22 protein-coding genes are annotated in these 26,230 nt (G+C 69.8%); 9 read left to right on the top strand and 13 right to left on the bottom strand.

Annotation, left to right across the window (positions count from 1 at the left end; translation table 11 throughout):
* Positions 1-18: 18 nt before the first annotated feature.
* From KF708C_RS23120 to KF708C_RS23080, 9 genes are all read right to left on the bottom strand, one after another.
* Positions 19-3,078 (bottom strand): peptidase domain-containing ABC transporter, encoded by a 3,060-nt coding sequence (locus KF708C_RS23120; RefSeq protein WP_059413400.1) that lies wholly within the window; start codon positions 3,076-3,078, stop codon positions 19-21.
* Between the two features lie 25 nt (positions 3,079-3,103).
* On the bottom strand, positions 3,104-3,856 hold the full coding sequence (locus tag KF708C_RS23115; protein ID WP_059413399.1) for a peptidylprolyl isomerase: 753 nt from the start codon (positions 3,854-3,856) through the stop codon (positions 3,104-3,106).
* 83 nt (positions 3,857-3,939) lie between these two features.
* Positions 3,940-5,322 (bottom strand): HlyD family efflux transporter periplasmic adaptor subunit, encoded by a 1,383-nt coding sequence (locus KF708C_RS23110; protein ID WP_020206898.1) that lies wholly within the window; start codon positions 5,320-5,322, stop codon positions 3,940-3,942.
* A complete protein-coding gene (locus tag KF708C_RS23105) occupies positions 5,309-7,936 on the bottom strand; it encodes an FHA domain-containing protein (RefSeq protein ID WP_059413398.1) in 2,628 nt (875 codons plus the stop codon). The genes KF708C_RS23110 and KF708C_RS23105 overlap by 14 nt, the downstream gene beginning before the upstream one ends.
* 167 nt (positions 7,937-8,103) lie before the next feature.
* The gene (locus KF708C_RS23100) at positions 8,104-9,621 is read right to left on the bottom strand and encodes an efflux transporter outer membrane subunit (protein ID WP_059413397.1); all 1,518 of its coding nucleotides are present in this window, start codon (positions 9,619-9,621) and stop codon (positions 8,104-8,106) included.
* 123 nt (positions 9,622-9,744) lie between these two features.
* The gene (locus KF708C_RS23095; protein WP_231586558.1) at positions 9,745-9,963 is read right to left on the bottom strand and encodes a hypothetical protein; all 219 of its coding nucleotides are present in this window, start codon (positions 9,961-9,963) and stop codon (positions 9,745-9,747) included.
* 101 nt (positions 9,964-10,064) lie between these two features.
* Positions 10,065-10,325 (bottom strand): hypothetical protein, encoded by a 261-nt coding sequence (locus KF708C_RS23090; RefSeq protein ID WP_059413392.1) that lies wholly within the window; start codon positions 10,323-10,325, stop codon positions 10,065-10,067.
* Between the two features lie 377 nt (positions 10,326-10,702).
* Positions 10,703-11,146 (bottom strand): DUF4399 domain-containing protein, encoded by a 444-nt coding sequence (locus KF708C_RS23085; RefSeq protein ID WP_059413396.1) that lies wholly within the window; start codon positions 11,144-11,146, stop codon positions 10,703-10,705.
* A gap of 42 nt (positions 11,147-11,188) precedes the next feature.
* A complete protein-coding gene (locus KF708C_RS23080; protein ID WP_059413395.1) occupies positions 11,189-11,614 on the bottom strand; it encodes a DUF4399 domain-containing protein in 426 nt (141 codons plus the stop codon).
* A gap of 392 nt (positions 11,615-12,006) precedes the next feature.
* Here KF708C_RS23080 and KF708C_RS23075 point away from each other — a divergent pair, with 392 nt between their 5' ends.
* Positions 12,007-13,965, top strand: a complete 1,959-nt coding sequence (locus KF708C_RS23075) for an SUMF1/EgtB/PvdO family nonheme iron enzyme (protein WP_059413394.1) — start codon at positions 12,007-12,009, stop codon at positions 13,963-13,965.
* Positions 13,966-13,978: 13 nt separating this feature from the next.
* Here KF708C_RS23075 and KF708C_RS23070 read toward each other — a convergent pair whose 3' ends face one another.
* On the bottom strand, positions 13,979-16,030 hold the full coding sequence (locus KF708C_RS23070; RefSeq protein WP_059413393.1) for a serine/threonine-protein kinase: 2,052 nt from the start codon (positions 16,028-16,030) through the stop codon (positions 13,979-13,981).
* A 468-nt stretch (positions 16,031-16,498) separates the two neighbouring features.
* On the opposite strand from KF708C_RS23070, the gene KF708C_RS23065 reads away from it, so the two are divergent.
* From KF708C_RS23065 to KF708C_RS23050, 4 genes are all read left to right on the top strand, one after another.
* Positions 16,499-16,759: a hypothetical protein gene (locus KF708C_RS23065; protein WP_059413392.1), complete on the top strand. Its 261-nt coding sequence runs from the start codon at positions 16,499-16,501 to the stop codon at positions 16,757-16,759.
* Positions 16,760-16,869: 110 nt separating this feature from the next.
* Positions 16,870-17,076 carry a hypothetical protein gene (locus KF708C_RS23060; RefSeq protein ID WP_197090412.1) on the top strand — a complete coding sequence of 69 codons (207 nt, stop codon included), beginning with the start codon at positions 16,870-16,872 and terminating at the stop codon, positions 17,074-17,076.
* 77 nt (positions 17,077-17,153) lie between these two features.
* Positions 17,154-17,417, top strand: coding sequence for a hypothetical protein (locus KF708C_RS23055; protein ID WP_020205905.1), 264 nt, complete (start codon positions 17,154-17,156; stop codon positions 17,415-17,417).
* Positions 17,418-17,518: 101 nt separating this feature from the next.
* Entirely contained in the window at positions 17,519-17,740 is a 222-nt protein-coding gene (locus KF708C_RS23050) for a hypothetical protein (RefSeq protein WP_029044223.1), read from the top strand.
* Positions 17,741-17,834: 94 nt separating this feature from the next.
* Here the strand turns inward: KF708C_RS23050 and KF708C_RS23045 are convergent, their stop codons facing one another.
* Positions 17,835-18,395: an NADPH-dependent FMN reductase gene (locus KF708C_RS23045; RefSeq protein WP_059413391.1), complete on the bottom strand. Its 561-nt coding sequence runs from the start codon at positions 18,393-18,395 to the stop codon at positions 17,835-17,837.
* A gap of 139 nt (positions 18,396-18,534) precedes the next feature.
* Positions 18,535-19,614: an enoyl-CoA hydratase/isomerase family protein gene (locus tag KF708C_RS23040; RefSeq protein WP_059413390.1), complete on the bottom strand. Its 1,080-nt coding sequence runs from the start codon at positions 19,612-19,614 to the stop codon at positions 18,535-18,537.
* 143 nt (positions 19,615-19,757) lie between these two features.
* Here KF708C_RS23040 and KF708C_RS23035 point away from each other — a divergent pair, with 143 nt between their 5' ends.
* A complete protein-coding gene (locus KF708C_RS23035; protein ID WP_059413389.1) occupies positions 19,758-20,624 on the top strand; it encodes a sterol desaturase family protein in 867 nt (288 codons plus the stop codon).
* A gap of 81 nt (positions 20,625-20,705) precedes the next feature.
* Here KF708C_RS23035 and typA read toward each other — a convergent pair whose 3' ends face one another.
* Complete coding sequence (typA, locus tag KF708C_RS23030) at positions 20,706-22,526, bottom strand: translational GTPase TypA (protein WP_020205910.1); 1,821 nt, start codon at positions 22,524-22,526, stop codon at positions 20,706-20,708.
* A gap of 263 nt (positions 22,527-22,789) precedes the next feature.
* Between typA and KF708C_RS23025 the strand changes: the two genes are divergently transcribed.
* The 3 genes from KF708C_RS23025 (at position 22,790) to KF708C_RS23015 (ending at position 26,228) form a co-directional block, all read left to right on the top strand.
* Positions 22,790-23,287, top strand: coding sequence for a MarR family winged helix-turn-helix transcriptional regulator (locus KF708C_RS23025; RefSeq protein ID WP_020205911.1), 498 nt, complete (start codon positions 22,790-22,792; stop codon positions 23,285-23,287).
* 86 nt (positions 23,288-23,373) lie between these two features.
* Positions 23,374-24,888, top strand: coding sequence for an AdeC/AdeK/OprM family multidrug efflux complex outer membrane factor (locus KF708C_RS23020; protein WP_059413425.1), 1,515 nt, complete (start codon positions 23,374-23,376; stop codon positions 24,886-24,888).
* Positions 24,889-24,962: 74 nt separating this feature from the next.
* The gene (locus KF708C_RS23015) at positions 24,963-26,228 is read left to right on the top strand and encodes an HlyD family secretion protein (RefSeq protein WP_059413388.1); all 1,266 of its coding nucleotides are present in this window, start codon (positions 24,963-24,965) and stop codon (positions 26,226-26,228) included.
* Positions 26,229-26,230: the final 2 nt, after the last annotated feature.

Here is a 26,230-nt window from a genome sequence, read left to right as displayed (position 1 = left end):
GCCATGCTCAAGCCATGTTCAGGCCGCGCTCAACTGCTTCTGCACCAGCTGGTAGTACATGCCCTTGCGCTCGAGCAGTTCCTCGTGCCGCCCCTGCTCCACGATGCCGCCTTCGTACAAGACCAGGATCTTGTCGGCGCGCATGATCGTGCTGAGCCGGTGCGCGATGATCACCGCGGTGCGCCCGCGCAGGATGTCCTGCATGTTGCCGAGGATATTGCTCTCGGACTGCGTGTCCAGCGCCGAGGTGGCCTCGTCGAACACCAGCAGGCGCGGGTCGTGGTACAGCGCGCGCGCAATGCACAGCCGCTGGATCTGCCCGCCGGACAAGCCCATGCCGCGCTCGCCCACCACCTGCTCGTAGCCCAGCGGCAGCTTGCTGATGAAGGCGTGCGCGTCGGCCATCTTGGCCACTTCCTCGATGTGGCGGCGGTCCGGGCTGTCGTCGCCGCAGGCGATGTTCTCGGCGATGGTGCCGGAGAACAGCAGGTTGCTCTGCATCACGTAGCCGATCTGCGCGCGGTAATACTCCTTGTCGATCACGCCGAGGTCGTAGCCGTCCACCGTGATCTTGCCCTCGCTGGGCACGTAGAAGCCCACCAGCATCTTGGCCAGCGTGGTCTTGCCCGAGCCGCTGCGCCCCACGATGGCCAGCAGCTCGCCGGGCTTGATGCTGAAGCTGATGTTCTCCAGCACGTAGGGCGTGTCGTTGCCGCCGTAGCGGAAATACACCCCGTCCAGGCTGATCTCGCCCTGCAGGTCGGGCAGCATCACGCGCGAGGGCAGGTCCTGCGGCTTCTGCTCGGGGTCCAGGTCGAGCACGTCGCCCAGGCGCTCCATCGCCACGCCGGCGTCGTTGAGCTGGCCCCACAGCGACACCAGCCCCATCAGCGGCGCCAGCACGCTGCCCATGAAGGCATTGAAGGCGATCAGCTGGCCGATGGTCAGCTCCCGCTGCAGCACCAGGTTGGCGCCCACCCACAGCACGGCGATGGTGGTGGCGGCATTGAGCAGCTGGCTGGCCAGGCCGACCACGATATGGAACGCCTGCGCCTTGTACTGCAGCTCGAGCGCCTTGGCGTACTTCTTTTCCCACTTGAGCCGCACCGCGCGCTCGATGCCCATGCCCTTGACCGTCTCCACGCCGCCCAGCGTCTCCATCAGGTAGGAGCGGGCCTCGGTGGACGTGGTGAAGACCTCGCGCGCGTAGGCCTTCACGCGCGGCGTGGCCAGCACCGTGAGCGCCGCGATCGGCACCACGAAGGCCAGCAGCACCAGCGTCATCTTGACGTTGTAGAGGAACATGATGGTGAAGTAGATGAACACCATCAGCAGGTTGAGCGCGGTGGTCACGGTGGACTCGGTCAGGAACGCGCGGATGGTCTGGTTCTCCTGGAAGCGCGCGAAGATGTCGCCGGTCTTGCGCTTGGCGAAGAACGAGAACGGCAGCGACATGGTGTGCCGGAAGAAATGCGACATCATGGCGAAGTCCATGTTGCGCACCATGAAATTGGCGAGATAGGCGCGCACCGTGGACATCAGCTGCGAGAACACGTTGGAGACGATCAGCCCCACGATCAGCAGATTGAGCAGGCCCACGTTCTGGTGCACCACCACGCCGTCGAGGATGTTCTGGATGATCAGCGGCGGCACCACGCCCAGCACCTGGATCACGAAGGTCGCCATGAACAGATGGACCAGGATGCGCTTGTACGGCGCCAGGTAGCCGACGAAGCGCAGCCACGGCGAGCGCGCCACCGCCAGTTGCGCCATGCTCTCGCCGGCGGTAAACAGCAGGCAGGTGCCGCTCCAGCCGCGCTCGAATTCCTCCACGCGCATCTTGCGGAATCCCAGCGCCGGGTCCGCCACCCACACCCAGCGCCTGGACACGCCGTAGACCACCACGTAGTGGTAGCCCTCCCAGTGCACGATGAACGGCAGCGTGAAGCCCAGCAGCGAATCCTGCGTGCACTGCACGCCGCGCGTGGTGAAGCCGAGCGACTCGCCCGCGCGCGCCAGGCTGTCCAGCGTGGCGCCCTGCGTGGTCACGTTGGCCAGCTCGCGCAGCTTGCCCAGCGTCATCGGAATGCCGTAGTGGCGGCAGATCATCGCCAGGCACGCGGCGCCGCAATCCATTTCCTCGGCCTGCTCGACCAGCGCGAAGCGGCGGATCACGCGCTCGCCCATTTCCGGCTTGGAGGCCAGGTCCAGCATCACCGGATGCTTGCGGCGCTCGGCCAGCTTCTTCTGGCGGTGCAGCTCGCGGTCGACGAAGCGGATGCGCTCCTCCAGCACCTCGCGCAGCCTCGGGTTGCGCTCGATGATCAACTGCACGGTCTTTTCCGGGATCACCAGCAGCCGCGCGTCGGTCACGGCGACGGCCGAGGCGATCTGCTCCTGCCGCATCACGCAGGCCCGCTCGCCGAAGATGTCGCCCTGGCGCAGCGTGGCCAGCGGAAACTCCACGCCGTCCTCGGTGCGCACGATGCGCACCTCGCCCTGCCGCACCACGTAGAGGCGGCGGTCCTCGCGCGCGTCCTGGCGCAGGATCTCCTTGCCGGCCGATATGCGCTTGACACCCACGCTGCGCACCGCCTCTTCCAGCTCGGCCTTGTCGAGCTTGCCGCGCAGGTCAAACAGGCGCGCCACGAAGCCGCCCGCCGAGCTGATCGCCACGTAGCTGGCAATGAACGCCATCGCCGCCGGGTTCTGCGCCGCCAGCGGCTCGGTCACGCCGCGCGGGATGAACAGCAGCTCGGTCTTGCCCGACGCGCGCACCGACGATTCATGCCGGTACTCGCGCAGCATGGCCACGTCGGCGAACACCTCGCGCGCCTTGCGCACGCCCAGGCTCACCTCCTTGCCGTTGTCCTCGTTGAACACGCGCACCGAGCCGGCCTTGACGATGAACAGGCCGCCCGCCGCGTCGCCCGCGTTGCACACGGTCTCGCCGAAGCCGTAGGTCAGCGCCTGCGCGTGCTCCGCCAGCCGCTCCAGTTCCTCGCGCGAGAACGGCGAGAGGATCTCCACGCCGGCCAGGAAATCGGCGAGCGGCTGCAGTTCGGAGCTGGCTTCCATCGCTTGGTGCCCCCGCGCCGGCGCGCTAGCGCGCTTCGATCACATGTTCCTGCGCCCTGGCCATCAGCCAGTCCTCGCGCAGCAGTCGGCGCACCTCGGCCGCCACTTCGGCGTCGAGCACGGCCGGGTGCTTGTCGCTCACCATGAAGATCTCGAAGACGGCGCGGTCGGCCGACGGGAACGGCCCGAGCAGGTCGCCGGCGGCGGCGTTGAACACCTTGGCCTCGATGTCGGCGCGCAGCGAGCCGCGCAGCACCTTGCCGATGGCGCCGCCCTGCTCGCGCGTGTCGGCGATGGAGTGCTCGCGCGCCATCTCGGCGAAGCTGTCGGGGTCGTCGCGCAGGTAGGAGATGAGTTCCTTGGCCTTGCCCTCGGCGTCCACCACGATGTGGCTGATCTCGATGCTGTCGAACTTCGGCGAATGGAGCTTGAAGTAGGCATCCACCGCGCGCTCGTTCGTCACCTCGGCCATCATCTTTTCCTGGTAGAGGCTTTCGGTGATGAAGGTCTCGAACTCGTCCAGGCTGACGTTGAGCACGTCGAGATAGTGGTTCATGTCCGCCGCGCGGTGCAGCCCCTGCACGCGGCGGAACTGGTCGGCGCGCTCCTGCACCTCTTCGGGGGTGACGCCGATGCGCTGCTTGCGCGCCGCGTGCACGGTGAGCTTGTCACGCACGATCTGCTCGATCAGCCCCTCGAACTGCCCCGTGAGCTTCAGCACCCGGATGAACTCCTCGACGCCGATGATCTCGTCGTCGACCCGCACAATCGCTGTCATGTTCCGTGCTCCTCGCTCGTTGCCGCACGCGCCGTGCCGGGCACGCCGCCCCTCCCGCCCCCGCCCCGCATGCCGCGCGCCCGTCAGCCGGCCACCTGCCGGAACGGGTCCAGCCCCAGGTCGATCAGGCGCCGCTCGCGCACCACGATTTCCGCCGTGGCGGTCATACCGTAGCGCAACGGATATTTGCCGTCCGCCACGGCGTAGTACGTCTGCGCCAGCCGCACGCGGCCTTCGTACACCGGCTGCCGGTTCTGCCCCGCCAGCTTGGTCGCCGGCGAGATGTATTCCAGCGTACCGTTGATGAGCCCATAGCGCTGGTAGGGAAAGGCATTGAACTTGAGCTTGACCGGCAGCCCCTCGCGCAGGAAGGCGCGGTCGCGCTCGGCGATCTCGATCTTCAGCACCGGGCGCGCGTCCTTGGGCGCGATGCCGCCCAGCGGCGCGTTGGCCTGCACCTTGTCGCCGCGCTGCGTGGAGCTCACGTCGGTGATGACGCCGGCCACCGGCGCCAGGATCAGCAGGAAGTTGTCCTTGTCGATGTTCTCGAAGCGGATGCGCGCCGCCGCCTCGGCCACCAGCCGCGCGGTCTGCACCTGCAGGCGCAGCTTGTCCTCGGTGTTGCTGATCTCGCGCAGCGCGGCGTCGTACTGGATGCGCAGGTTGGTCAGTTCCTGGCTGCTGCCCTCGAGTTGCACGGTGGCCTGGTTGAGTTCCTGGCTCAACCGCGAATCGAGCTCGGTCAGGCGCGACTGCGCGATGCGCAGCGCGTTCTCCGCCTCCACCGCGGCATTGCGCTTGCCCTCCACCTGCGACTGCGACACCCCGCCGCCGCCCGGCAGCGCGAACAGGCGCGCGTACCGGTCTTGCTCCTGGCGCGTGAACTCGCGCTGGCGGCGCGCGTTGTCGAGATTGCTGCGCGCTTCCTGCAGCTGCGCGCGCTGCTGCTCGGCCAGGCGCGTGGTGCCCTCCGCGGTGCGGTTCTCGTGCAGGCGCTCGGCCACCTCGATCTGCTTCTTGAGCGCGGCCGCCTTACGCTCCATCAGCAGCTTCTTGTCCGGGAACTGCTGCCACTCGCGCTCGGAGTCCTGCAGCTTGAGCTGGGCCTCCAGCGCATTGGTGGCCGCCTCGATCGCGCCGCGCGCGTTGAGCCGCGCCAGCACGTCGTCCTTCGACACCGGCTGCCCCTCGGCCACGTAGAGATCGGCCAGCTCGCCGTCCACCGGCGCGTAGAAGCGCCGCACTTCCGACTCGGGCGCGAGCGTGCCGTCCGCCGTGACGATCACATCCGCGTGGCCGACGAACGACCACACCAGCGCGCACAGCACCAGCAGCACCATCACCAGCACCGAGACCTGCATGATCTTGAGCGGCTCGGCGCTGAGGATCGCGATGCCCTCGGCGCTGTGGTCCTCGAGCGCCTCGTGCAGCGGCTTGAGGCGGTTGTCGCGGTTATCGTCCTTCATCGCGCCTCCCGCCGTCCTTCTCTCCGTCCCTGCCCCCGCCCGCCGCCACGCTCTCGCCACCGTCCGCCGCCTCGGCGCCGATCAGCGCCAGCTTGCCCTTGAGCACGGCGGGATTCAGCACCATGCGCAGCTCCTGCAGCGAGCGGCGCTGCAGCTCGGCCTCCGCCTCGATGTCGTCGCGCACCTGGCTCCACTGCGCGGTGTCGCCGACCTTGAGCTGCGCGTAGATGCGCATGCCCTGGCGCGCCTGCGCGCTGGCGCCGGACAGCAGCCGCGCCTGCGCGCGGAACTTGGCCGAGATCTCCGGCTCCAGGCGCTGCTCGCCGCCGAGCGCGCCGTCGCGCCGGTACTGGCGCCAGCTTGCCAGCGCGCCGTTCATGAGCGCCTGCGCGCGCCGCAGCGCGGTGTCGTGGATGGCCGCCACGTCCGGCTCGATGGCTTTGACGAAATAGGCGTCCTGCGCCGGATCGAGCACGGCGTAGAAGGACAGCAGGCGCTCGTCGTAGCCGCTGCCGCCGCGCCCCTTCTGCAGCTCGCCGAACTGCGCGGCCACCGCCTGCCGCCGCGCCAGCTCGCTGGCCGCCGCCTCGGCCCAGGGGCCGCCCTTGATCTGCTGCAGGGCCGCGAAGGCGGCGCCGGCATCGCCCGCGCGCCAGGCCTTGTCCGCGTCGCCGTACAGACGCGCCACCTCGGGCGTGGGCAGGCGGCCGGCGGCGAGCTCGCGGTAGCGCGCCTGGAACGGCGGCGTGGCGAAGCCGGAGCCGGCCATCTGCGCCACCACCGGGCCGAGCGCCGTCGCGCGCAGGGCGGCGTCGAGCTCCAGGTAGCGCCGCAGGTCTTCCTTGAGGCGGTCCATGCCGGCGAGGCGCGGGTATTTCCCGGCGTAGTCCGCCAGCACGGGCTGCAGCGCCTGCGGCGCATCGCCGGCCAGCCCGGTGGCCAGCGCCGCGTTGAGGCGATCGATGGCGGCGAGGTAGACGGAATCGTCGCTCTGCAGCTTGCGCACGTAGCTCAGCGCCACCGCGTAGCGGTCCTTGAACGCGGGCACGTAGGCGGAAATGCGGTCGAGCGCGCGCTGGTGCGCGGGGATGTCGGCGTTCCAGTCGCGCAGCAGGCCGCGGATGGCGGCCTCGTCGGCATACATGCGGATCGGCGCGTCCACGCCGCCGCGGCCCGCCACGAAGCGGTCGAGCCGGCCCAGCCACGCCATCTCGTCGAGCAAGGCGCGCGCGTCGGCGTTGTGCGCGCCGAGCGTCTTCATCCGCGCCAGCGCCGCGTCGGCGCCGTCGAAGTCGCGCGCCTGCAGCCTGCCCATCCAGGCGGGCACATACGCGCGCAGCAGCGCCTCGGTGCCCGCGGCCTTGAACTGCGCGTTGTCGGGATGCCGCGCGAGATAGGCGTCGGCCACGGCGGCGGCGCGCGGGAAATCGCCGCCCGCCATGAGCGCCTTCATCTCGCGCTCGGGCGCGCCGCGGAAATAGAGCGCCAGCAGCAGCACCACCCCCGCCAGCGCCGCCGCCGCGCCCCAGCGCGCCGCGCGCCTGAGCTGCGCGCGCTCGCCGGCGCCGAAACCGGCCGCCAGCCGCGCCATGACCAGCGCGTACTTGCCCTGCGCCTGCGGCTTGTCGGCGGCGGCGCCCTGCGCCGGCGCCACGGCCTCCTGGTTGACCTCGTCTTCCTGCCGCGCGGCGTAGTCGACGCAGAAGATGTCGAGGAACGATCCCGGCGCCGCCACGAAGGTGGTCTTGTCGGGGTCCTGCGCCGGCGCGGCGGCAACCGGCGGCGGCACCTCGGCGGCCGGCGGCGCGGCGCTGGCTTCTGGCGGCTGCGGCAAGGCCGAGCTGGTGACGGTCGCATCCTGCGTGGGCTCGGCCCGCATGCCGACGCGGTAGGCGAAATGGTTGCCGCCGAACGCCAGCAGGTCGTGCTCGGCCAGCGCCACCGCATGGTCCTCCACGCGCGTGCCGTTGACGAAGGTGCCGTTGGTGCTGCCCAGGTCTTCGACGAAGGGCTGCCCGCCCCTGAGGAAAATGTGCGCGTGCCGGCGCGAGACGTAGTTCACCTGGTGCGGATAGGCGTCGCGGTAGCGCGCGAAAGTCTCGTCGGCCTTGCTGGCGAGGAACGGAAAGCCGGTGATCTCGATCGGCTGCAGGCCGAGGTCGCCGCGTTCCGGCGTCAGCGTCAGCACCACCGGCGGATGTGCGGCCGGCGGCGCCGGCGCGCGCGGGCACAAGCGCACGCGGTAGGCCAGCGCGCTGCCGAAGCGCAGCTCGTCGCCGTCGCGCAGGCGCGCCGGCTGCTGCGCCACGGCCGCGCCGTTGAGCGTGGTGCCGTTCTTGCTGCCGAGGTCGGCGATGTAGGCCGCGCCATCCTCGCTGAAGATGCGCGCATGCCGGCGCGACAGCACGGCCGCCACCTCGGCGGGATAGGCGGCAAAAGGCGCTTCGGCGCGCCCCACGGCAAACAAGCTCTCCTCGATGCGGATCTCGCCGAGGGCAGGATGCGTGACAGGCGCGAGCACGATGTCGAGCCGCGGCGCCAGCCCCGGCGAAGGCGCCGCGCCCTGCCCCGCCGCCGCCCGCGCCTCGTCGATCAGAGCCTGGTCTGAAGCCATGTTTCGCTACCACCAACAGCGCTTGGGCCATGCGCGTGCGCCGGCGGCAAGCCATTTTTCATGGCGGCGGGGCGGGCCCGCAGGCCGCCGCGCCGGGAACGTGCTGACAAGGACATAGTAGGCCAGGCCCGCCGGTAGTCAATCGCGCGGCCGCGCGCGCAGCGCGGCTATTTCGCGTCCTGCTGCGACACCTGCCGCGGTCCGTCGCCGGGCGCGTTGGCCACGGCCACGCTGGGCCACCCGCCGCCGAGCGCCTTGTAGAGGGTGACAGTGTCGGCGAGGATCTGTTGGTGATTGGCCAACAACTCGAGCTGCGCGCCGAGCAGCGAACGCTCGGCCTCGAACACGTCGAGCTGCGACACCACGCCCTCCTTGAGCTGCGCCTCGATCTGCGCCGAGACCACGCGCAACTGCGCCACCTGCTGCTGCAGTTCCACGCGCTGCTTCCTGTGCGCCTCCACGTTGACCAGCGCATTCTCCACTTCCTCGAACGCGGTGATGACGGTGCGGCCGTATTCGCTCTCGGCCACCTTGGTCTGCGCCTCGGAGGTCTTCACGCGGGCGCGCACGCCCGGGTCCAGCATCGGCAGGTTGATGCTCGGCATGAAGCCGAAGGTGAAGGACTTGAGCAGGTCGGTCAGCGCGAAGCTGGAGGTGCCGCCGCGCCCCGTGAGGCTCAGGCTGGGCAGTTGCGCCAGCCGCGCCTGGCCGACCAGGTTGTACGACTCGAGCACGCGGTACTCCGCCGCCACGATATCCGGGCGGCGCGACAGCAGCTGCGACGGCAGCCCGGCCGGCACCGGCGGCAGCTGCACGCGCTCCTGCAAGCGCCCGGCCGGCACCTTGAACACGCCCGCCGGCACGCCCACCAGCGTGCCCAGCGCGTTCTCGGAGAGATCGCGCCCGCGGCGCAGCTCCAGCAGGTCCTTGGTCAGGCGGTTGATCTCGGCCTGCTGCTGCATCACGCGGACCTGGGGAATCAGGCCGTTCTGGAACATGGCCTGGTAGGTGACGAGGATCTGCTTGTTGCGGGCCAGCGTGCGCGCCTGCTGCTCGCTCTGCTCGTCGAACTGCAGGATCTGGAAATAGGTGGTCGACACGGCCGACACCAGGGTGAGGTAGCCCGCACGCCAGTCCGCCTCGGTGGCGTTGAACTCCGCCTTCTGGGCCTGCACGCCCTTCTCGACCTTGCCCCAGATGTCGATGTCCCAGTTGACCTGGGTGCCGAGGTTGTAGGTCCGGCTCAGCGACTGCCCGGTGGTCTTGTCGAAACTCACGCCGGCGCCCACGTCGAAGACCGGCAGCGCGCCCGCCCTGACTTCGGCGATCTGCGCGCCCGCCACCTTGATGCGCGCGGCCAGCACCTTGATGTCGTAGTTGCCGGCGATGGCCTTGTCGACCAGGCCGTCGAGATACGGATCGCGGAAGGCCTGCCACCAGTTCGGCACGATGGTGTCCGCCGGCGACACCGTGATCGCGCCCTGGCGCGACCATTCGGGCTTGGCCGGGGTGTCGGGGCGCTGGTACACGGGCGGGCGGAAATCGGCGCAGCCGGCCAGCGCCAGTACCAGCCCCAGCGCCGTCAGCAGGGTGGCGCGCGCGGCGCGCGCGACGAACGGAGTAGGCAAGCAAGGCACGATCGTCTCCCGCGAGGAACCAGGCTGGTCTCGCCATACGCTGTGCATTCATTGTGTATCCGCCCGCGGCGCGATCCAACCCGAAATTGCAGGCTGGCGGCCTTGCCCGGCGGCGGCGCGAAACGCCTTGCGCGCGTCCCGCCCGACATGGCGGGCGGGACGCGGCGGCATTCAGCGATAGATGTTGTTGGTGGCGTTCTGGGTGCTGTCGACGTGCGAGCGGATGCCGTCGGCGAAGGCCGTGTTGTTGCCGTTCATGTTGACCACGTTCTGGGTCTGGCCGATCAGTTGCGAGGCATTGAAGGTCGAGTCGATCTTGACCGCGCTGAACACGGGCAGGACGGGCAGGAAGACCGTGCCGCCGCGCACCGGCGCGCATGGCGCGGGCATCGAGTTGTTCGGTGACGGACAGGTCCTTGATGGCGAGGGATGGTAGTCATGGCAGTGCTCCTGGGTTCGGTGAGAGTGCGTGCGCGTGGGCCGGGACTGGCTTAGCGGTAGATGTTGTTGGTGGCGTTCTGCGTGCTGTCGACATGCGAGCGGATGCCGTCGACGAAAGCGGCGTTGTTGCCGTTCATGTTGACCACGTTCTGGGTCTGGCCGATCAGTTGCGAGGCGTTGAAGGTGGAGTCGACCTTGACCGCGCTGAACACGGGCAGGAAGGGGACGAAGCCGCCGCGCACGGCGCGCATGGCGCGGGCGTCGAGTTGTTCGGTGACGGACAGGTCCTTGATGACGAGAGTGGTTTGCATGGTGGTTCTCCTGAGAGCGGTTGGCTGGTTGGGCCGTTGGTGATTGGGACTTCGGTTCGTTTGGTGTTGAGCATCGTTGCTGCGCTCGGGAGGTACAAACGCATGGAGTGTGCCAAGGCGGGCCGGGCCGATGCGGATTGCCCACAAAGCCAGGCAGCATGTGGGTTTGCGGTTCGGCGCCGCACATCGCGGGGGCTGGCACGCACTGCCGCGCTGACGGGTGCGGACCAACACCATCGCGCCACGGTGTCTGCCGCCGGCAGACAAGTGCGCGCGGCGCGCGCTTGCGCAAGAAGACAGGGGAAAAAGCGCGGGAGGAAAATGACGCCGCCGGACGCGGCGGTCCGGTCATGGCGCGCGCGGCGCGGGCCGCGCGCTCACTTCACGTAGATCGTGATCTTCCGGGAATAGATCGGCGGGTTGTGCGGGATGTGCTTGTCGTCGGCCATCAGCAACTGCAGCGTGTGCTTGCCCGGCGGCAGTTCGATCGTGGTCTCGGTCTCGCCCGCGCCGAAGTGCAGGTGGTTGCGGTCGTTGGGGATTTCCTTGTCCATCGGCGGCAGGTCGGTGTCGATCAGCAGGTGGTGATGGCCGCTGTTGGGAAACGTCACGCCGCGCGGCGCCACTCCCATGCCGCGCAGGCCGAACCACACCTTGATCGGCTTGCCGGCCGGCAGCACCTGGTTGTTGTTGGGGAAGCCGATGTACAGGTAGGCATTGGGCGGCGCCGGCGTGGGGCCCGCCGCCACCGCATGGCCCGGCATGCCGCCGTTCAGAAGCAGGCTGGCTGCGAGCGCCGCGCCCAGGATGAGCTTACGCATGGACTTTCTCCCGACTTTCTTCCGCCGTGTTCCGCCAGCGGCCTATCGGACGGTGATGGTGATCTTCTTCGAATACACCGGCGGATCGTGCGGCTTGTGGTTGGCATCGCCAAGCAGCAGTTGCAGCGTGTGCTTGCCCGGCGGCAGCTCGATGCGCGCCTCGGTCTCGCCCGCGCCGAAGTGCAGGTGGTTGCGGTCGTTGGGGATTTCCTTGTCCATCGGCGGCAGGTCGGTATCGATCAGCAGGTGATGATGGCCGACGTTCGGCATGTCCACGCCCTTGGGCGCGACGCCCATGTTGCGCAGCCCCATGCGCACCCAGAACTTGCCGCCGTCGATCACGGCGCCGTCGGGCGGCCAGATGATGTAGACCTCGGCATTGGGCGGGGCGGGCGTGGAGAAGGAGATCGAGGGCAGCGGAGCCAGCAGCGCTGCTGCCACGGTGCCGAGCACGGTTCGCCTGTGCATCTGAAAGCCCTCCCCTACGACGATCCGTGCCGCGTGTGCGGTGTGGATTTTTTTCTTGCTCCTGACCGGCGCCCGAGCATTTTCGTCCTCCAGCTTAGAACGGAAAAACGCAAAAAGATACTCGGCGCACCCGGCCGCGCGGCACGCGCGGCAAGCGGTGGGCTCGCGGCGCCACCCGGCGCTGCAAAGCACCTCCGGATTCACAATCGCTGTGCTATGGTGGATTGAGCCGGCCGGTGCCGCCCGCGCTGCATGCTGCCGTTGCGCCCGCAGCGCGGCCCCGCCGTACCGGCCGGGCATCATCGCGTTTCGCGCGGCACGGCCGGTACAACTGGCACAGCCGGCGCGCGGCGCGGCGATGACCTTCCGCGCGGTACGAACAAGGCCTGCATATGTGGCGAACCCTCCTTGTCGTGTGCCTGGTCGGCCTGGCCGCGGTCGTGCGCGCCGAAGCCGCGACCACGCAGATTCCCGGCGAGCCGGCGCGCGTGGCGCTGGTGATCGGCAACGCCGCCTATGCCGGCGCCCCGCTGCCGAACGCGCGCGGCGACGCGCGCGCGATGCGCGACACGCTGGCCGCGCTCGGCTTCGACGTCATGCTGCGCGAGGACCTCGACCACGCGGGCATGGCGCGCGCGCTGGCCGAGTTGCGCGGGCGGCTCGCGGGCGGCGGCGTGGGCCTGTTCTATTTCGCCGGGCACGGCCTCGCGGCCGGTGCCACGCCGGTGCTGCTGCCGGTCGATGCCGACGGCAGCGCGCCGCACCGCCTGCTGACGGCGGGCACGGCGCTGGACGCGGTGCTGGCCAGCATGCCGGCGGCGCGGCCCGGCGCGCGCAATGTGCTGATCCTCGACACCTGCCTGGACGATCCCTATCGTGGCGCCGCCGTCACGCCGCCCGCCGCGCCCGCGGGCACCGTGATCGCCTATGCCGCCGCGCCGGGCGCCACCGCCAGCGACGGCGCGCGGCATGGCGTCTTCACCGCGGCGCTGCTGCGCACGCTGGCCGCGCCCGGCGCCGACGCCGAGTCCGCGCTGCGCGAGGCCGGCCGCATCGTCGGCGCGCGGACCGCACACGCCCAGCAGCCGTGGATATCGTCGGCGCTGGCGGCGCCGTTGCCGCTCGGCGCGGCAACGCACGCAACCACCGGCGCGGCAGCCGGCCTTGCCGCGGCCGGCGCCGCCGAGCCGGCACGGGTCTCGCCGGCGCTGTACGCGCAGCGCGGCATCCTGCCCAAGGACAGCGACGAGCAATACGAGCTGACCTTCTGGGAATCGATCAAGAACAGCAATTTCGCCAGCGACTACGAGGCCTACCTGAAGGCCTATCCCAACGGCCGCTTCGCGCCGCTGGCGCGCGCGCGCATCGAGCGCCTGCGCGCCAGCGCGCCGAAGACCGATGCGGGGACTGCCGCCGAGCGGCCGCGCGCCGCGCCGGCGCCGTCCACCGCGCAGGGTACCGTCGCGCCGCCGCCGGCACGCGCGCAGAGCGGCAAGGTGCAGCCGGCGCCCGCCGCCGGCACATCCGCATCCGCATCCGCATCCGCATCCGCGCCCTCGTCCGCGTCCTCTGCGTCGTCCGCGTCAATCAGGCAGCGCGAAGTGGCCAGCGGCGCCGTCACGGTCGACGTCAAGCCCGGCGAGCTCAAGGACTGCCCGGCCTGCCCGGTGCTGCACAGCGTGCCGGCGGGCACCTTCACGATGGGCAGCAACGGCGGCGACCCGACCGAGAAGCCGCCCCATCACGTGGCCATCGGCCAGCCGTTCGCGATCGGCAAGTACGAGGTCACGGTCGAGCAATGGAATGCCTGCGCCGACGGCGGCGGCTGCCCGCGCATCGCCACCGTGGCCGGCGCGGCGCGCAACGCGCCCATGCGCGACGTCAGCTGGGACGATGCCCAGCAGTACGCGGCGTGGCTGAGCAAGGCCAGCGGCAAGCGCTACCGCCTGCCCACCGAGGCCGAATGGGAATACGCGGCGCGCGGCGGCACCGCCACGCTCTACTGGTGGGGCGACCAGATGCGCAAGGGCACCGCCAACTGCAAGGACTGCGGCGAGCCCTGGAGCGCCGACGCGCCGGCCAACGCCGGCTCGTTCGCCGCCAACGGCTTCGGCCTGCACGACGTGAACGGCAGCGTGTGGGAATGGGTGGCCGACTGCTGGCACGTCTCCTACAAGGGCGCGCCGGCCGACGGACGGGCCTGGGACGAGCCGGGCTGCAGCGTGCGCGTGATCCGCGGCGGCTCGTGGCAGGAGGGCGCCAGCTACATGCTGTCCTCCACCCGCTTCAAGTACAGCGCCAGCGTGCGCCAGTCGCAGAACGGCTTCCGCGTCGCGCGCGACCTGAAGTAGCCGCCGCGCGCGCTCAGCGCGCGTGCGTGGAGATCTGGGCCATGTCGGCGCCGATATGGTCCTCGCCGTACTTCGCGGCCATCGGCCCGAGCTGGCGGTCGAGCGCGCGCAGGTAGTCCTGCCGCGGCTCCGCCTCGGGCCGCAGCGTGTCGAACAGCGGCGCCGGCGTGGCGAGCAGCACGATCAGCTCCGTGCCGAACGGCCTGCCCACCACCCAGTCGCCCATGCTGCCCACGCTCGCGCTGTAGCCGGCCGGCGCCTGGTTGGCGCGCGAGCGGCTGCTCGGCACCATGTGCACGACGCGGCCGTCGGCCATGTAGTAGTCCACGTAGACGTAGGTGTCGAACGGCGGCGTGGTGATGTCCACCACCAGCGGCGTGCCTTCGCCGAGCTGCCCGTTGCGCGCGCGCGTGCGGATGGTGGCGAGCGCGTCGCCGGCGCGGCGCCCGGACCAGTACGGCGACACCAGCCGCGCCACGTCGCATTTGTCGTCGCCGAGCGGCTGCACGTCGAGGTTCACCGCCTGCACGCCGGGCACCGCGCCGAGGTCTTCCTGCAGCCGCCTGGTGCCGACGCGCTCGGCCACGAAACCGCGCACCTGCAGCGCGTGCTCGCCGCGCGCCGAGGCGGCCAGCAGCGAGCACGGCTGGCGCGCCAGCACCGCCGCCACCGCCTGCATCGACATGGCCCGCGGCGCCGGGGCCTGCGCTGGCGCCGCGGGCGCGCCGGCGGCGGCCTGCTCAGGCGGCGGCCGGGTGTCGGCGCCGCGCATGCGCCACGCGAAGTAGCCGAGGCCGCCGGCCACCAGCACGCCGGCGAGCGCCGCCGCGCCGACGCGCGCCAGCGGCGGCATGCCGCCGCGCGCGGCGCCGAGGTCAGCCAGGAAGCGCGCCACGGTGGGCGTGCGCGTGGCGCGGTCGAACGACAGCGCGGCGCGCAGCGCGCGCCACTGGCCGCGCGTGAGCAGTTTCGGCCGCTGCAGCTTGAGGCCGCCGCTGCGCGCCTGGTTGGCCGAGAGCCGCTCGTAGGGATGGCGCCCGGTGAGCAGTTCGTAGGTCACGCAGGCCAGCGCGTAGATGTCGTCGCGCGGGTCCGGCTCGCGGTGCTCGAACATCTCGGGGCTGGCATAGGCCGGCGTCATGCCGCCGAGCGTGCCGGGGTCGAACACGGTGGGATCGGCGTCGTCGGCCGGCTGCTGGAACACGCGCGCGATGCCGAAGTCGATCACCTTCACTTCGCCGGCATCGGTGATGAAGACGTTGGCGGGCTTGAAGTCGCAGTGGACGAAACCGCGCTCGTGCGCGTAGGACAGCGCGCGCGCCATGCCGGTGATGATGGGCAGCGCCTTGGCATAGGGCATGCCGGTGAAGTCCGGCGCGCGCAGGATGCGGTTGAGCGACTTGCCCTGCAGGTACTCCATCGTCAGGTAGACCACCGAGCCGTCGCGGTCGAAGTCGTAGACGGTGACGATGTTCCGGTGCGCCAGCGTCTGCGCCTTGCGCGCCTCGCGCTGCAGCGCGATCAGCGATTTGGGGTGGCCGCGGAACTGTACGTTGAGGACCTTGATGGCGATGTAGGGCCGGCGGTCGGAGGCTTCCAGCTTGCGCAGGTCGAGCGCCTTGTAGACCGTGCCCATGCCACCCACGCCGAGGCACTCCTCCAGCACGAAGCGGCCGTTGAGCGTATCGCCCACGCCCTTGGCCGGCTCGCCCGCGGGCAGCGCCTGGCCCGCGCCCTCGGCGGACGCCGGGGACGATGAAGGAGACGAAGGAGACGACGCGGGCGGGGACGACATGAAAGGCGCGCCCGCCGGCCCGGTCTCCATGCGGGTTTCTTCGCCGCCTTCCTCGAACTGCGTGGCGCCGCGGCGCTCGATGCGGCGCAGCACTTCCTCGTAGACGCCGGGCGGCAGCGGCACGCGCGTGTTTTCCTCGCTGAGCATGTCCGCCAACTGCCGCGCGCTGGCGTGGTCCGCGGCCAGGGTGCGGTCGATGCGGGCAAACAGCTCTTCGTGCGAAAGACCACCGCTCTGGAAGGTTCGTATCAGATCCGGAATGCTAGCCATCGGTGCAGCCGCGACGTGGTAGCGCGAAGTCGCGCATTGAGCGCCTACCCGCCGTCCGCCGGCGAGTACCTGCCCACGATGGATACTAGTGCGCACTCATGCCAATCGCAAACCTCGCGTGCATCGCCTGGGCGACGCACGGGCGACGCAGAGGCGGCACAAGCGCCGCGCGGCGCGCGCGGGCGTGGCGAGGTGTCGCGCGCCAACGAACACATGGCGCCGCGGTGTTGGCCGCAGCCCGCCAGCGGCCGGGGCCATCGCATCGCGCGGCCCCGCGCCGGATGTGCGGCGCCAAACCGCAAACCCGCATGCTGCCTGGCTTTGTGGGCAATCCGCATCGACCCGGCCCGCCTTGGCACACTCCATGCGTTTGTACCTCCCGAGCGCAGCAACGATGCTCAACACCAAACGAACCGAAGTCCCAATCACCAACGGCCCAACCAGCCAACCGCTCTCAGGAGAACCACCATGCAAACCACCCTCGTCATCAAGGACCTGTCCGTCACCGAACAACTCGACGCCCGCGCCATGCGCGCCGTGCGCGGCGGCTTCGTCCCCTTCCTGCCCGTGTTCAGCGCGGTCAAGGTCGACTCCACCTTCAACGCCTCGCAGCTGATCGGCCAGACCCAGAACGTGGTCAACATGAACGGCAACAACGCCGCTTTCGTCGACGGCATCCGCTCGCATGTCGACAGCACGCAGAACGCCACCAACAACATCTACCGCTAAGCCAGTCCCGGCCCACGCGCACGCACTCTCACCGAACCCAGGAGCACTGCCATGACTACCATCCTCGCCATCAAGGACCTGTCGTCACCGAACAACTCGATGCCCGCGCCATGCGCGCGGTGCGCGGCGGCACGGTCTTCCTGCCCGTCCTGCCCGTGTTCAGCGCGGTCAAGATCGACTCGACCTTCAATGCCTCGCAACTGATCGGCCAGACCCAGAACGTGGTCAACATGAACGGCAACAACACGGCCTTCGCCGACGGCATCCGCTCGCACGTCGACAGCACCCAGAACGCCACCAACAACATCTATCGCTGAACGGCGCCGCGCGGCGGGCCGGGGACACGCCCCGCCGCCGCGCCACCGGACACCACCACCATCAAGGAGCAAACATCATGTCATCCATCATCGTGCGCGACCTCGCGCTGACCCAGGATCTCGACGGCAAGTCCCTGGCCAGGGTGCGCGGCGGCGCCAACAACTGGCTGCAAGGACTGGGCCCGGTGGCCAACGTCAATGTCAACGTCAGCCAGAACATCGCCCAGCTGCAGAGCATCAACGTCAACACGCTCAACAACGTCGGCGTGATCGGCTCCGGCCTCGGACTGGCGATCAACGTCAATCCGGCGCAATGGGCGGCCACGCACGCCGCGGTCTGAGCGGCACACCAGCGGTCCCGGAGCATAGGCCCGTGACCTATACTGACCAGGGCGGCGCCGCGGCCACGCGGCCGCCCGTCAGGCGCATGCAGGAGGAAGTCATGGCCGTTATCGTCATCAAGGATTTGCCGGACAGCGTGGATCTCGACAGGGAAGCCATGACGGCGATCACCGGCGGCGCGAGGACCGGCGCCCGCCATGCATGGCCGTTGCGCAGGGCCGTCGCGGGCCTGCGCATCATCAGCTATCCGGAGGGCTTTCCAGGCCAGCCGCCGGCAGGCACGCGCGAGCGGCCGGCCGGGGACCTCAAGCGCGGGAAATAGAACCACAAGCACCACGACACGCGCGCGGCAGCGATAACCTGCCCTCCCGCCCGCTGCCCTTGCGACAGCGGGCGTCAACGTTTGCGCGCGATGCTCAGCGCGGCGCGTTGCGCTCGATCCAGCCGGCGAAGGTGTTCAGGTACTTGTCGAGAAAACCGCGCGTGGACTCGCTGGCGATGCCGCCGTGCTCGTCGAACAGCTTGTCGACGCCGCTGAGATAGGCCTCGGGCTGCTGCAGCACCGGGATGTTGAGGAACACCAGCGACTGGCGCAGGTGGTGGTTGGCGCCGAAGCCGCCGATCGCGGCCGGCGATGCACTGATGACGCCGCCCGGCTTGCCGTCCCACGCGCTCTGCCCGTAGGGGCGCGAGCCCACGTCGATGGCGTTCTTGAGCGCGGCCGGCACCGAGCGGTTGTATTCGGGCGTCACGAACAGCACCGCGTCGGCGCGGCGGATGCGGTCGCGGAACGCGACCCACGGCGCGGGCGGGCTGCCGTCTTCGTCCTGGTTGTACAGCGGCAGCTGGCCGATCTCCACGATCTCCAGCTTGAGGCCGGCGGGAGCCCGCGCGGCCAGCGCAAGCGCGAGCTTGCGGTTGAAGGATTCCTTGCGCAGGCTGCCTACCAGTACGGCTACGTCACGGGGATGGCTCATCGCGATTCCTTTCACGTTCACTGCAGGATGGATGTCGGAGTGATGCGGACCGGCCGCGGCCGGTCCAGCCGTCACTTTAATCCAATTGCGTGAAAGAAAACCGCGGGCACCGGGCGGGAACAGGCCCGCCCCATCCGGCCTACAGCGCCGCGAGCGGATGCTCGCCGTGCGCCCACGGGCTGTCGAAGAAGGCGCGCACGCGCTCGCGCGACACCTCGTCCAGGCGCGGCGGCTGCCACTTCGGCGCGTGGTCCTTGTCGACCGCCAGCGCGCGGATGCCTTCCACGCCGTCGCCGTGGCGGAACACGTAGTACATCATGTCGAGTTCCATGCGCAGCTCGTCCTCGAGCGTCATGGTGCGCGCGCGGCGGATCTGCTCGAGCGTGACGTTGAGCATCAGCGGCGAGCGCCCGCGCAGCATGGCGGCGGTCTGCGCGGCCCAGTCGGTGCCGGCGTCGCTGACCGCGGCCACGATGTCGGTCACGGTGGCGCCGGCGAACAGGCGGTCGATGTCGTCCCGCAGCGCGGCCAGCTGGCTTTGCGCGGGCACGCAGGCGCCGCGGTGCGCGGCGGTGGCGGCGTCGATGCAGGCCAGCACCGCGTCGCCGTCGGCGAACGCGCGCGAGCGCAGCGTGTCGACCAGTTCGGCCATCGCGTTGCCGGGCAGGTAGGCGTCGGCGAGGCCGGCGTGCAGCGCGTCGGCGGCATGGATCACGGCGCCGGTCAGGCCCAGGTACTCGCCGAGGCGGCCCGGCGTGCGCGACAGGAACCAGCCGCCGCCCACGTCGGGGAACAGGCCGATATTGGTTTCCGGCATGGCCATCCTGGTGCGGTCCGTCACCAGGCGGCGGCGCGCGCCCTGCGAGATGCCCATGCCGCCGCCCATCACCACGCCGTCCATCAGCGCGATGTAGGGCTTGGCGTAGCGGTGGATCAGGTGGTTGAGCGCGTATTCCTCGACGAAGAACTGGTCGAGCGTGGCGAGGTCGCCGGCCAGCGCGGCCTGGTGGAAGAAGCGGATGTCGCCGCCCGCGCAGAAGGCCTTGCCGCCGGCGCCGGCGACCACCACGGCCGCGACTTCGGGCGCCGCGGCCCAGTCGTTGAGCGTCTCGGTGATGGCGCGAATCATCTCGAGCGAGAGCGCGTTGAGCGCCTGCGGGCGGTTCAGCGTGAGGTAGCCGATACCGCCGTGGATCTCGCTGGTGACCAGGTCTGTCATTGTCTCTTTCTCCTCGGAAGCAGCCCTCGACTTTACACCAGCGGGACCGCGCGGCGGGCACCGCGGCGGCATGGCGCGGGCCGGCGCGCGTCTAGAGGGCGGCCTCCAGGCATGAACGCCGGAAACCGGCAACACTTGGCGCCATGACACAGTCGACCCTCGATCCCGGCCTGATCCTGCTGGCGTTCGCGCCGGTGTTCCTGCTCACCATCGGCGCGGAGGCGTGGTACTGGGCGCGCCGCGACCCGGGCGTGTACAGCCTGCGCGATTCGGCCTCGAACGCCGCGCTGGCGCTGATGCACCAGGCCTCGGACGCCTTCTTCCTGTGGCTGATGGTGCGCACCGTCTACGACTGGTGCTACCGGCACGGCTGGCAGGCGGTGCCGCAGGCGTGGTGGTCGTTCCTGCTCCTGCTGCTGTTGCAGGACTTCCTCTATTACTGGTTCCACCGCGCCAGCCATCGCGTGCGCTGGCTGTGGGCCTCGCACGTCACGCACCATTCGTCGGAGGGCATGAATTTCTCGACGGCGTTCCGCCAGAGCCTGACCTACCCGCTCTCGGGCATGTGGCTGTTCTGGATCCCACTGGCGCTGGCCGGCTTCACGCCGGACTGGGTGATCCTCGCGGTCGGCCTGAACCTGGCGTTCCAGTTTTTCGTGCATACGCGCCTGGGCAGGCGCTGGCGCCGCGTGGAATGGCTGTTCAACACGCCCTCGGTCCACCGCGTGCACCACGCCCGCAACCCGCGCTACATCGACCGCAACTACGCCGGCGTGCTGACCGTGTGGGACCGCCTGTTCGGCTCGTTCGTGCCGGAGCGGGAGGCGCCCGAGTACGGCATCACGCGCCGCATCGACAGCCACAACCCGCTCACCCTCACCTTCCACGAATGGCGCGACATGTTCGCCGACGCGTGGCGCCACCGCGACCCGCGCCACCTGTGGATGCCGCCGGAATGGCGCAGCCCGCGCGCGGCGGCGCCGGCGGCGGAGCGGATGCCGGACGCCTGACGGCGCCGCCGTGGCCCGGACGACAAAAAACCGCGCACGGGGCGCGGTTTTTCGTTGCTGCCGGACTGCGGCGAAAGGCGCTTACGCGTTTTCGCGCGAAGCGCGCTTGCGCTCGTGTTCCTTCAGGTGGCGCTTGCGCAGGCGGATGCTCTTCGGCGTGATTTCCACCAGTTCGTCGTCGGCGATGAATTCCACCGCGTATTCGAGCGACATCTGGATCGGCGGCACCAGGCGCACGGCTTCGTCGGTGCCCGAGGCGCGCACGTTGGTGAGCTGCTTGCCCTTGATCGGGTTGACAACGAGGTCGTTGTCGCGGCTGTGGATGCCGATGATCATGCCTTCGTACAGCGCATCGCCCGGCTTGACGAACATGCGGCCGCGGTCCTGCAGCTTCCACAGCGCGTAGGCCACGGCGTCGCCGTCGTCCTGCGAGATCAGCACGCCGTTGTGGCGCTCGCCCAGGCCGCCTTCGCGCAGCGGCGCGTAGTCGTCGAAGATGTGGCTGATCAGGCCGGTGCCGCGCGTCATGGTCAGGAACTCGCCCTGGAAGCCGATCAGGCCACGCGCCGGGACGCGGTATTCCAGGCGGGTGCGGCCCTTGCCGTCGGACGCCATGTCGAGCAGTTCGCCCTTGCGGCGGCCCAGCTCTTCCATCACGCCGCCCTGGTGGCCGTCTTCGACGTCCACGGTCAGCAGCTCGAACGGCTCGTGCTTGACGCCGTCGATTTCCTTGAACACCACGCGCGGGCGCGACACGGCCAGCTCGTAGCCTTCGCGGCGCATGTTTTCCAGCAGGATGGTCAGGTGCAGCTCGCCGCGGCCCGACACTTCGAAGATGGTGTCGTCGCCGGTCTCGGCCACGCGCAGCGCCACGTTCGACTTCAGTTCGCGGTCCAGGCGCTCGCGCAGCTGGCGGCTGGTCACGAACTTGCCTTCGCGGCCGGCCAGCGGCGAGGTGTTGACGCAGAAGTTCATCGTCAGCGTGGGCTCGTCCACCTTGAGCATCGGCAGCGCGTCCTGGGCGTCCGGCGCGCACACGGTGCAGCCGATGCCCAGTTCCTCGATGCCGTTGATCAGCACGATGTCGCCGGCTTCGGCTTCGGGCACGATCTCGCGCTCGAGGCCCTGGAACTTCAGCACCTGGTTGATGCGGCCCTTGATCGGGTTGCCTTCGGGGCCGAACTTGACCACCACGTCCTGCAGCGGGCGCGCGCGGCCGCGCGAAATGCGGCCGACGCCGATCTTGCCGACGTAGCTGGAGTAGTCCAGCGAGATGATCTGCAGTTGCAGCGGGCCGTCGGGGTTGTCGTCGCGCACCGGCACCTTGGCCAGCACGGTCTCGAACAGCGGCTTCATGTCGCCTTCGCGCACGTCGTCGGTCAGGCCGGCGTAGCCGTTCAGGCCGGAGGCGTAGATCACCGGGAAGTCGAGCTGCTCGTCGGTGGCGCCGAGCTTGTCGAACAGGTCGAAGGTCTGGTTGATCACCCATTCCGGACGCGCGCCGGGGCGGTCCACCTTGTTGATCACCACGATCGGCTTCAGGCCCAGCGCCAGCGCCTTGCGCGTGACGAAGCGGGTCTGCGGCATCGGGCCTTCGACGGCGTCGACCAGCAGCAGCACGCCGTCGACCATCGACAGCACGCGCTCCACTTCACCGCCGAAGTCGGCGTGGCCCGGGGTATCGACGATGTTGATATGGGTACCGTTGTATTCGACAGCGCAATTCTTCGCCAGGATGGTGATCCCGCGTTCCTTTTCGATGTCGTTCGAATCCATCACGCGCTCTACCACTTGCTGGTTGTCGCGGAAGGTCCCTGCCTGGCGCAGGAGTTGGTCGACCAGAGTGGTCTTGCCATGATCGACGTGGGCGATGATGGCGATATTGCGGATGGCGCGGGTCATTGCAGCGTCTCGCTTGTGGGGCTGAGCATCAAAAGATAACCCGACATTATAGCATGTTGCGGCGCAAAACCCGAAGCGCGACCGGAAGGCATGGCGACGGGCCGGGAACGGGTGGCCGGCGCGATCACCTTGCCGATCACAGTTATTCAATTATTGCGTATATCGCAATAGCAAGTTGCCGTCCTTGCGGATCTTCATTCGTGAACATATAGTTGCCACGGCAAACATTGCAGCGACAAGCACCTGACAAGCACCTGACAGACATGCCCGAGCAGCCCTCGCCCCAGCCGCACGACCCGTCCGCCTTCGACGACACCCATCCTTTCGACCCGGCCCAGTACCGCATGGGCGAAAGCGTGGGCTACCTGATGGCGCGCGCCAAGAACCTGCTGTCGCACGAGGTGGAGCTGGAAGTCAACGACCTGGACATCACCCATGCCCAGGCCACCTGCCTGATGATGCTGGCCGCGGGGCGCGGCAACACCGTGACCGACCTGGGCCGCGAGCTCAATACCGACATGGGCTCGGTCACGCGCCTGCTCGGCCGCATGGAAAAGCGCGGCCTGATCGAGCGCCAGCGCAGCGACGCGGACCGCCGCGTGGTGGACGTGTCGATCACCGCCGCCGGCCGCACGCTGCTCGAGGCGCTGCCGCGCATCTACTGCCGCGTGCTGAACCGGCATTTCCGCGGCTTCTCCGAGGCCGAGCTGCAGACGTTCCGCTCGATGCTGCACCGGATCATCGGCAACAACAGCGGATAGGCGCGACACCGGCCGGCAAGCCGGATCGATTGACGTTCTTCACCGATGACAAAAGCAACATTGACGCTCTCGCGCAGGGCACCGAGATGAACCAAGCTCCCAATTCCCAATCCGCACTGTCGCCGCGCGCCGGCGCGGCCGGCCGCCGTGCCGCCACGCTGGCGCTGAGCGCGCTGGCGGCCGCGGTGCTGGCCGGCTGCGCCGCCTTCGGCAACTCGCACAGCACGCAGACGGTGACCGACCCGGCCGCCCTGGCCAGCGCCAGGACCCTGCCCGGCGAGCATGGCCAGTGGCCCTCGCTCGACTGGGTCGACCAGTTCAACGACCCGCAGCTGCGCAGCCTCGTCGACGAGGCGGTCAAGGACAGCCCCGACCTGCAGGCCGCGTTCGCGCGCGTGGAAGCCTCGCGCGCGATGGCCGACATCACGCGCAGCGCGCTCTACCCGAGCGTGGACTTCGAGGGCAGCCTGGTGCGCCAGCGCTTTTCCTCGACCGACCTGTTCGCGGGCACGCCGCTGGCCGGCTCCTGGCAGAACCAGTCGCGACTGCAGGCCGGCCTGTCGTACGACTTCGACTTCTGGGGCAAGAACCGCGCCGCGCTCGAGGCCGCGCTGTCCGACGACCGCGCGATGGAGGCCGAGAGCCAGGCCTCGCGCCTGATCCTGACCACCGCCGTGGCGCGCACCTACGCCCGCCTGGCCGCGCTGTACGCGCAGCGCGACGTGGCCGAGCGCGCCATCGCCCAGCGCCGCGACCTGACCCAGCTGTCCAGCGACCGCCTGCGCGCGGGGCTCGACACGCAGGTGGAAACCACCCAGGCGCGCGGCACCGTGGCTTCGGCGCAGACCGACCTGCTGCGCGTGGACGAGGACATCCTGCTGGCGCGCAACCAGATCGCCGCGCTGCTGGGCAAGGGGCCGGACCGCGGCCAGGAAATCCAGCGCCCGACCGTGCTCGCGCACGACACGCCGCAGTTGCCCGACAACCTCACCATCGAGCTGCTCGGCCGCCGCCCCGACCTGGTGGCCGCGCGCTGGCGCGTGGAGGCTTCCGGCAAGGACATCGCGGTGGCCAAGGCCGAGTTCCTGCCCGCGATCAGCCTGACGGCCTTCGCCGGCGTGGCCTCGCTGGACACCTCCAACCTGCTGATGGGCATCAGCCGCACGTTCGGCGTCGGCCCGGCCGTGACCCTGCCGATCTTCGAAGGCGGCAAGCTGCGCGCCAACCTGCGCGGCAAGTACGCGCAGTACGACCTCGCCGTGGCCAACTACAACCAGGCACTGGTCGACGCCTTGCGCGAGACCGCCGACACCGTGACCAGCATCCGCAGCGTGGACACGCAGATCACCGCGCAGCGCGAGGCGCTGGCGCTGGCCGAGCGCGCCTACTCGCTCGCCACCATCCGCTACAAGGCCGGCCTCGGCACGCAGCTCACGGTGCTCAATGCCGAGAGCAACGTGCTGCAGCAGCGCCGCCTCGCCACCGACCTGCAGGCCCGCCGGCTGGACCTGCAGATGGGCCTGATGAAGGCGCTCGGCGGCGGCTACCAGGAACCGGCCGGCGGCGTGGCGGGGGAAAAGCCCGGCGGCGCGCAGGGCTGAGAGCGCCACGCACCAACGAGGCGGACGGCCGCGGCCGCCGCACAGCACCGAGACAGCATTCTTAAGACACCATCATGAGCGACAACAAGCAAGCGTCCCAGACCGCCGCCGCGCCCGCGCCCGCGGCCTCCGCCAACAACAACGGCAAGCGCAAGCGCCTGCTGCTTTCCCTGACCGCCGCGGTGGTGGTGGCGGGCGTGGCCTACGGCATCTACTGGGGCCTGTACGCGCGCCACTTCGAGAACACCGACGACGCCTACGTCGCCGGCAACGTGGTGCAGGTCACGCCGCTGGTCAGCGGCACCGTGATCTCGATCGCGGCCGACGACACCCAGCTGGTCACGGCCGGCCAGCCGCTGATCCAGCTCGACCGCGCCGACTCGCAGGTCAACCTGGAACAGGCCGAGGCGCAGCTCGCGCAGGCCGTGCGCGAAGTGCGCACGCTCTACGTCAACAACGGCTCGCTGGCCGCCAACGTGGCGATGCGCGAGGCCGACGTGGCCCGGGCGCGCGAAGACCTCCGGCGCCGCCAGGCCATCGCCGGCTCCGGCGCGGTCTCGGGCGAGGAAATCTCGCACGCGCAGACCGCGCTGCAGGCGGCGCTGTCGGCGCTCTCCTCCACGCGCGAGCAGCTCGCCTCCAACAAGGTGCTGACCGACCAGACCACGGTGGAGAAGCATCCCAACGTGCAGCGCGCCGCCGCCAACCTGCGCTCGGCCTATCTCGCCTTCGCGCGCTCCACGCTGCCGGCGCCGGTGACCGGCTACGTGGCCAAGCGCTCGGTGCAGGTGGGCCAGCGCGTGGCGCCGGGCACGCCGCTGATGGCGGTGGTGCCGCTGGAGCAGGTGTGGGTCGACGCCAACTTCAAGGAAGTGCAGATCACGCATATGCGCGTGGGCCAGCCGGTCAGGCTCGAAGCCGACGTGTACGGCTCCAAGGTGGCCTACGACGGCAAGGTGGAAGGGTTCTCGGCCGGCACCGGCTCCGCCTTCTCGCTGCTGCCGGCGCAGAACGCCACCGGCAACTGGATCAAGGTGGTGCAGCGCCTGCCGGTGCGCATCGCGCTGGACCCGCGGCAGCTCAAGGACCATCCGCTGCGCGTGGGGCTGTCGATGAACGTGACGGTCGACGTGCGCAAGGAGGAAGGCGCCTCGATGACCCAGACCACGGCGTCGCGCCCGATGCAGACCGACGTCTATGACAAGGTCGCGCAGGACGCCGACGCGCTGATCGCCCGCATCATCTCGCTGAACAACGGCGGGCGCCAGGCTGCCGAGCCGATGGCGGCTCCGATGGCGGCGCCGGTCGCGGCACCGGCGGCGAAACCGGCCAACACCTGAAC

The organism is Cupriavidus basilensis, from assembly GCF_000876015.1.
GTDB lineage: Bacteria > Pseudomonadota > Gammaproteobacteria > Burkholderiales > Burkholderiaceae > Cupriavidus > Cupriavidus basilensis_B.
This window is presented reverse-complemented; position numbering and strand designations above follow the sequence as displayed.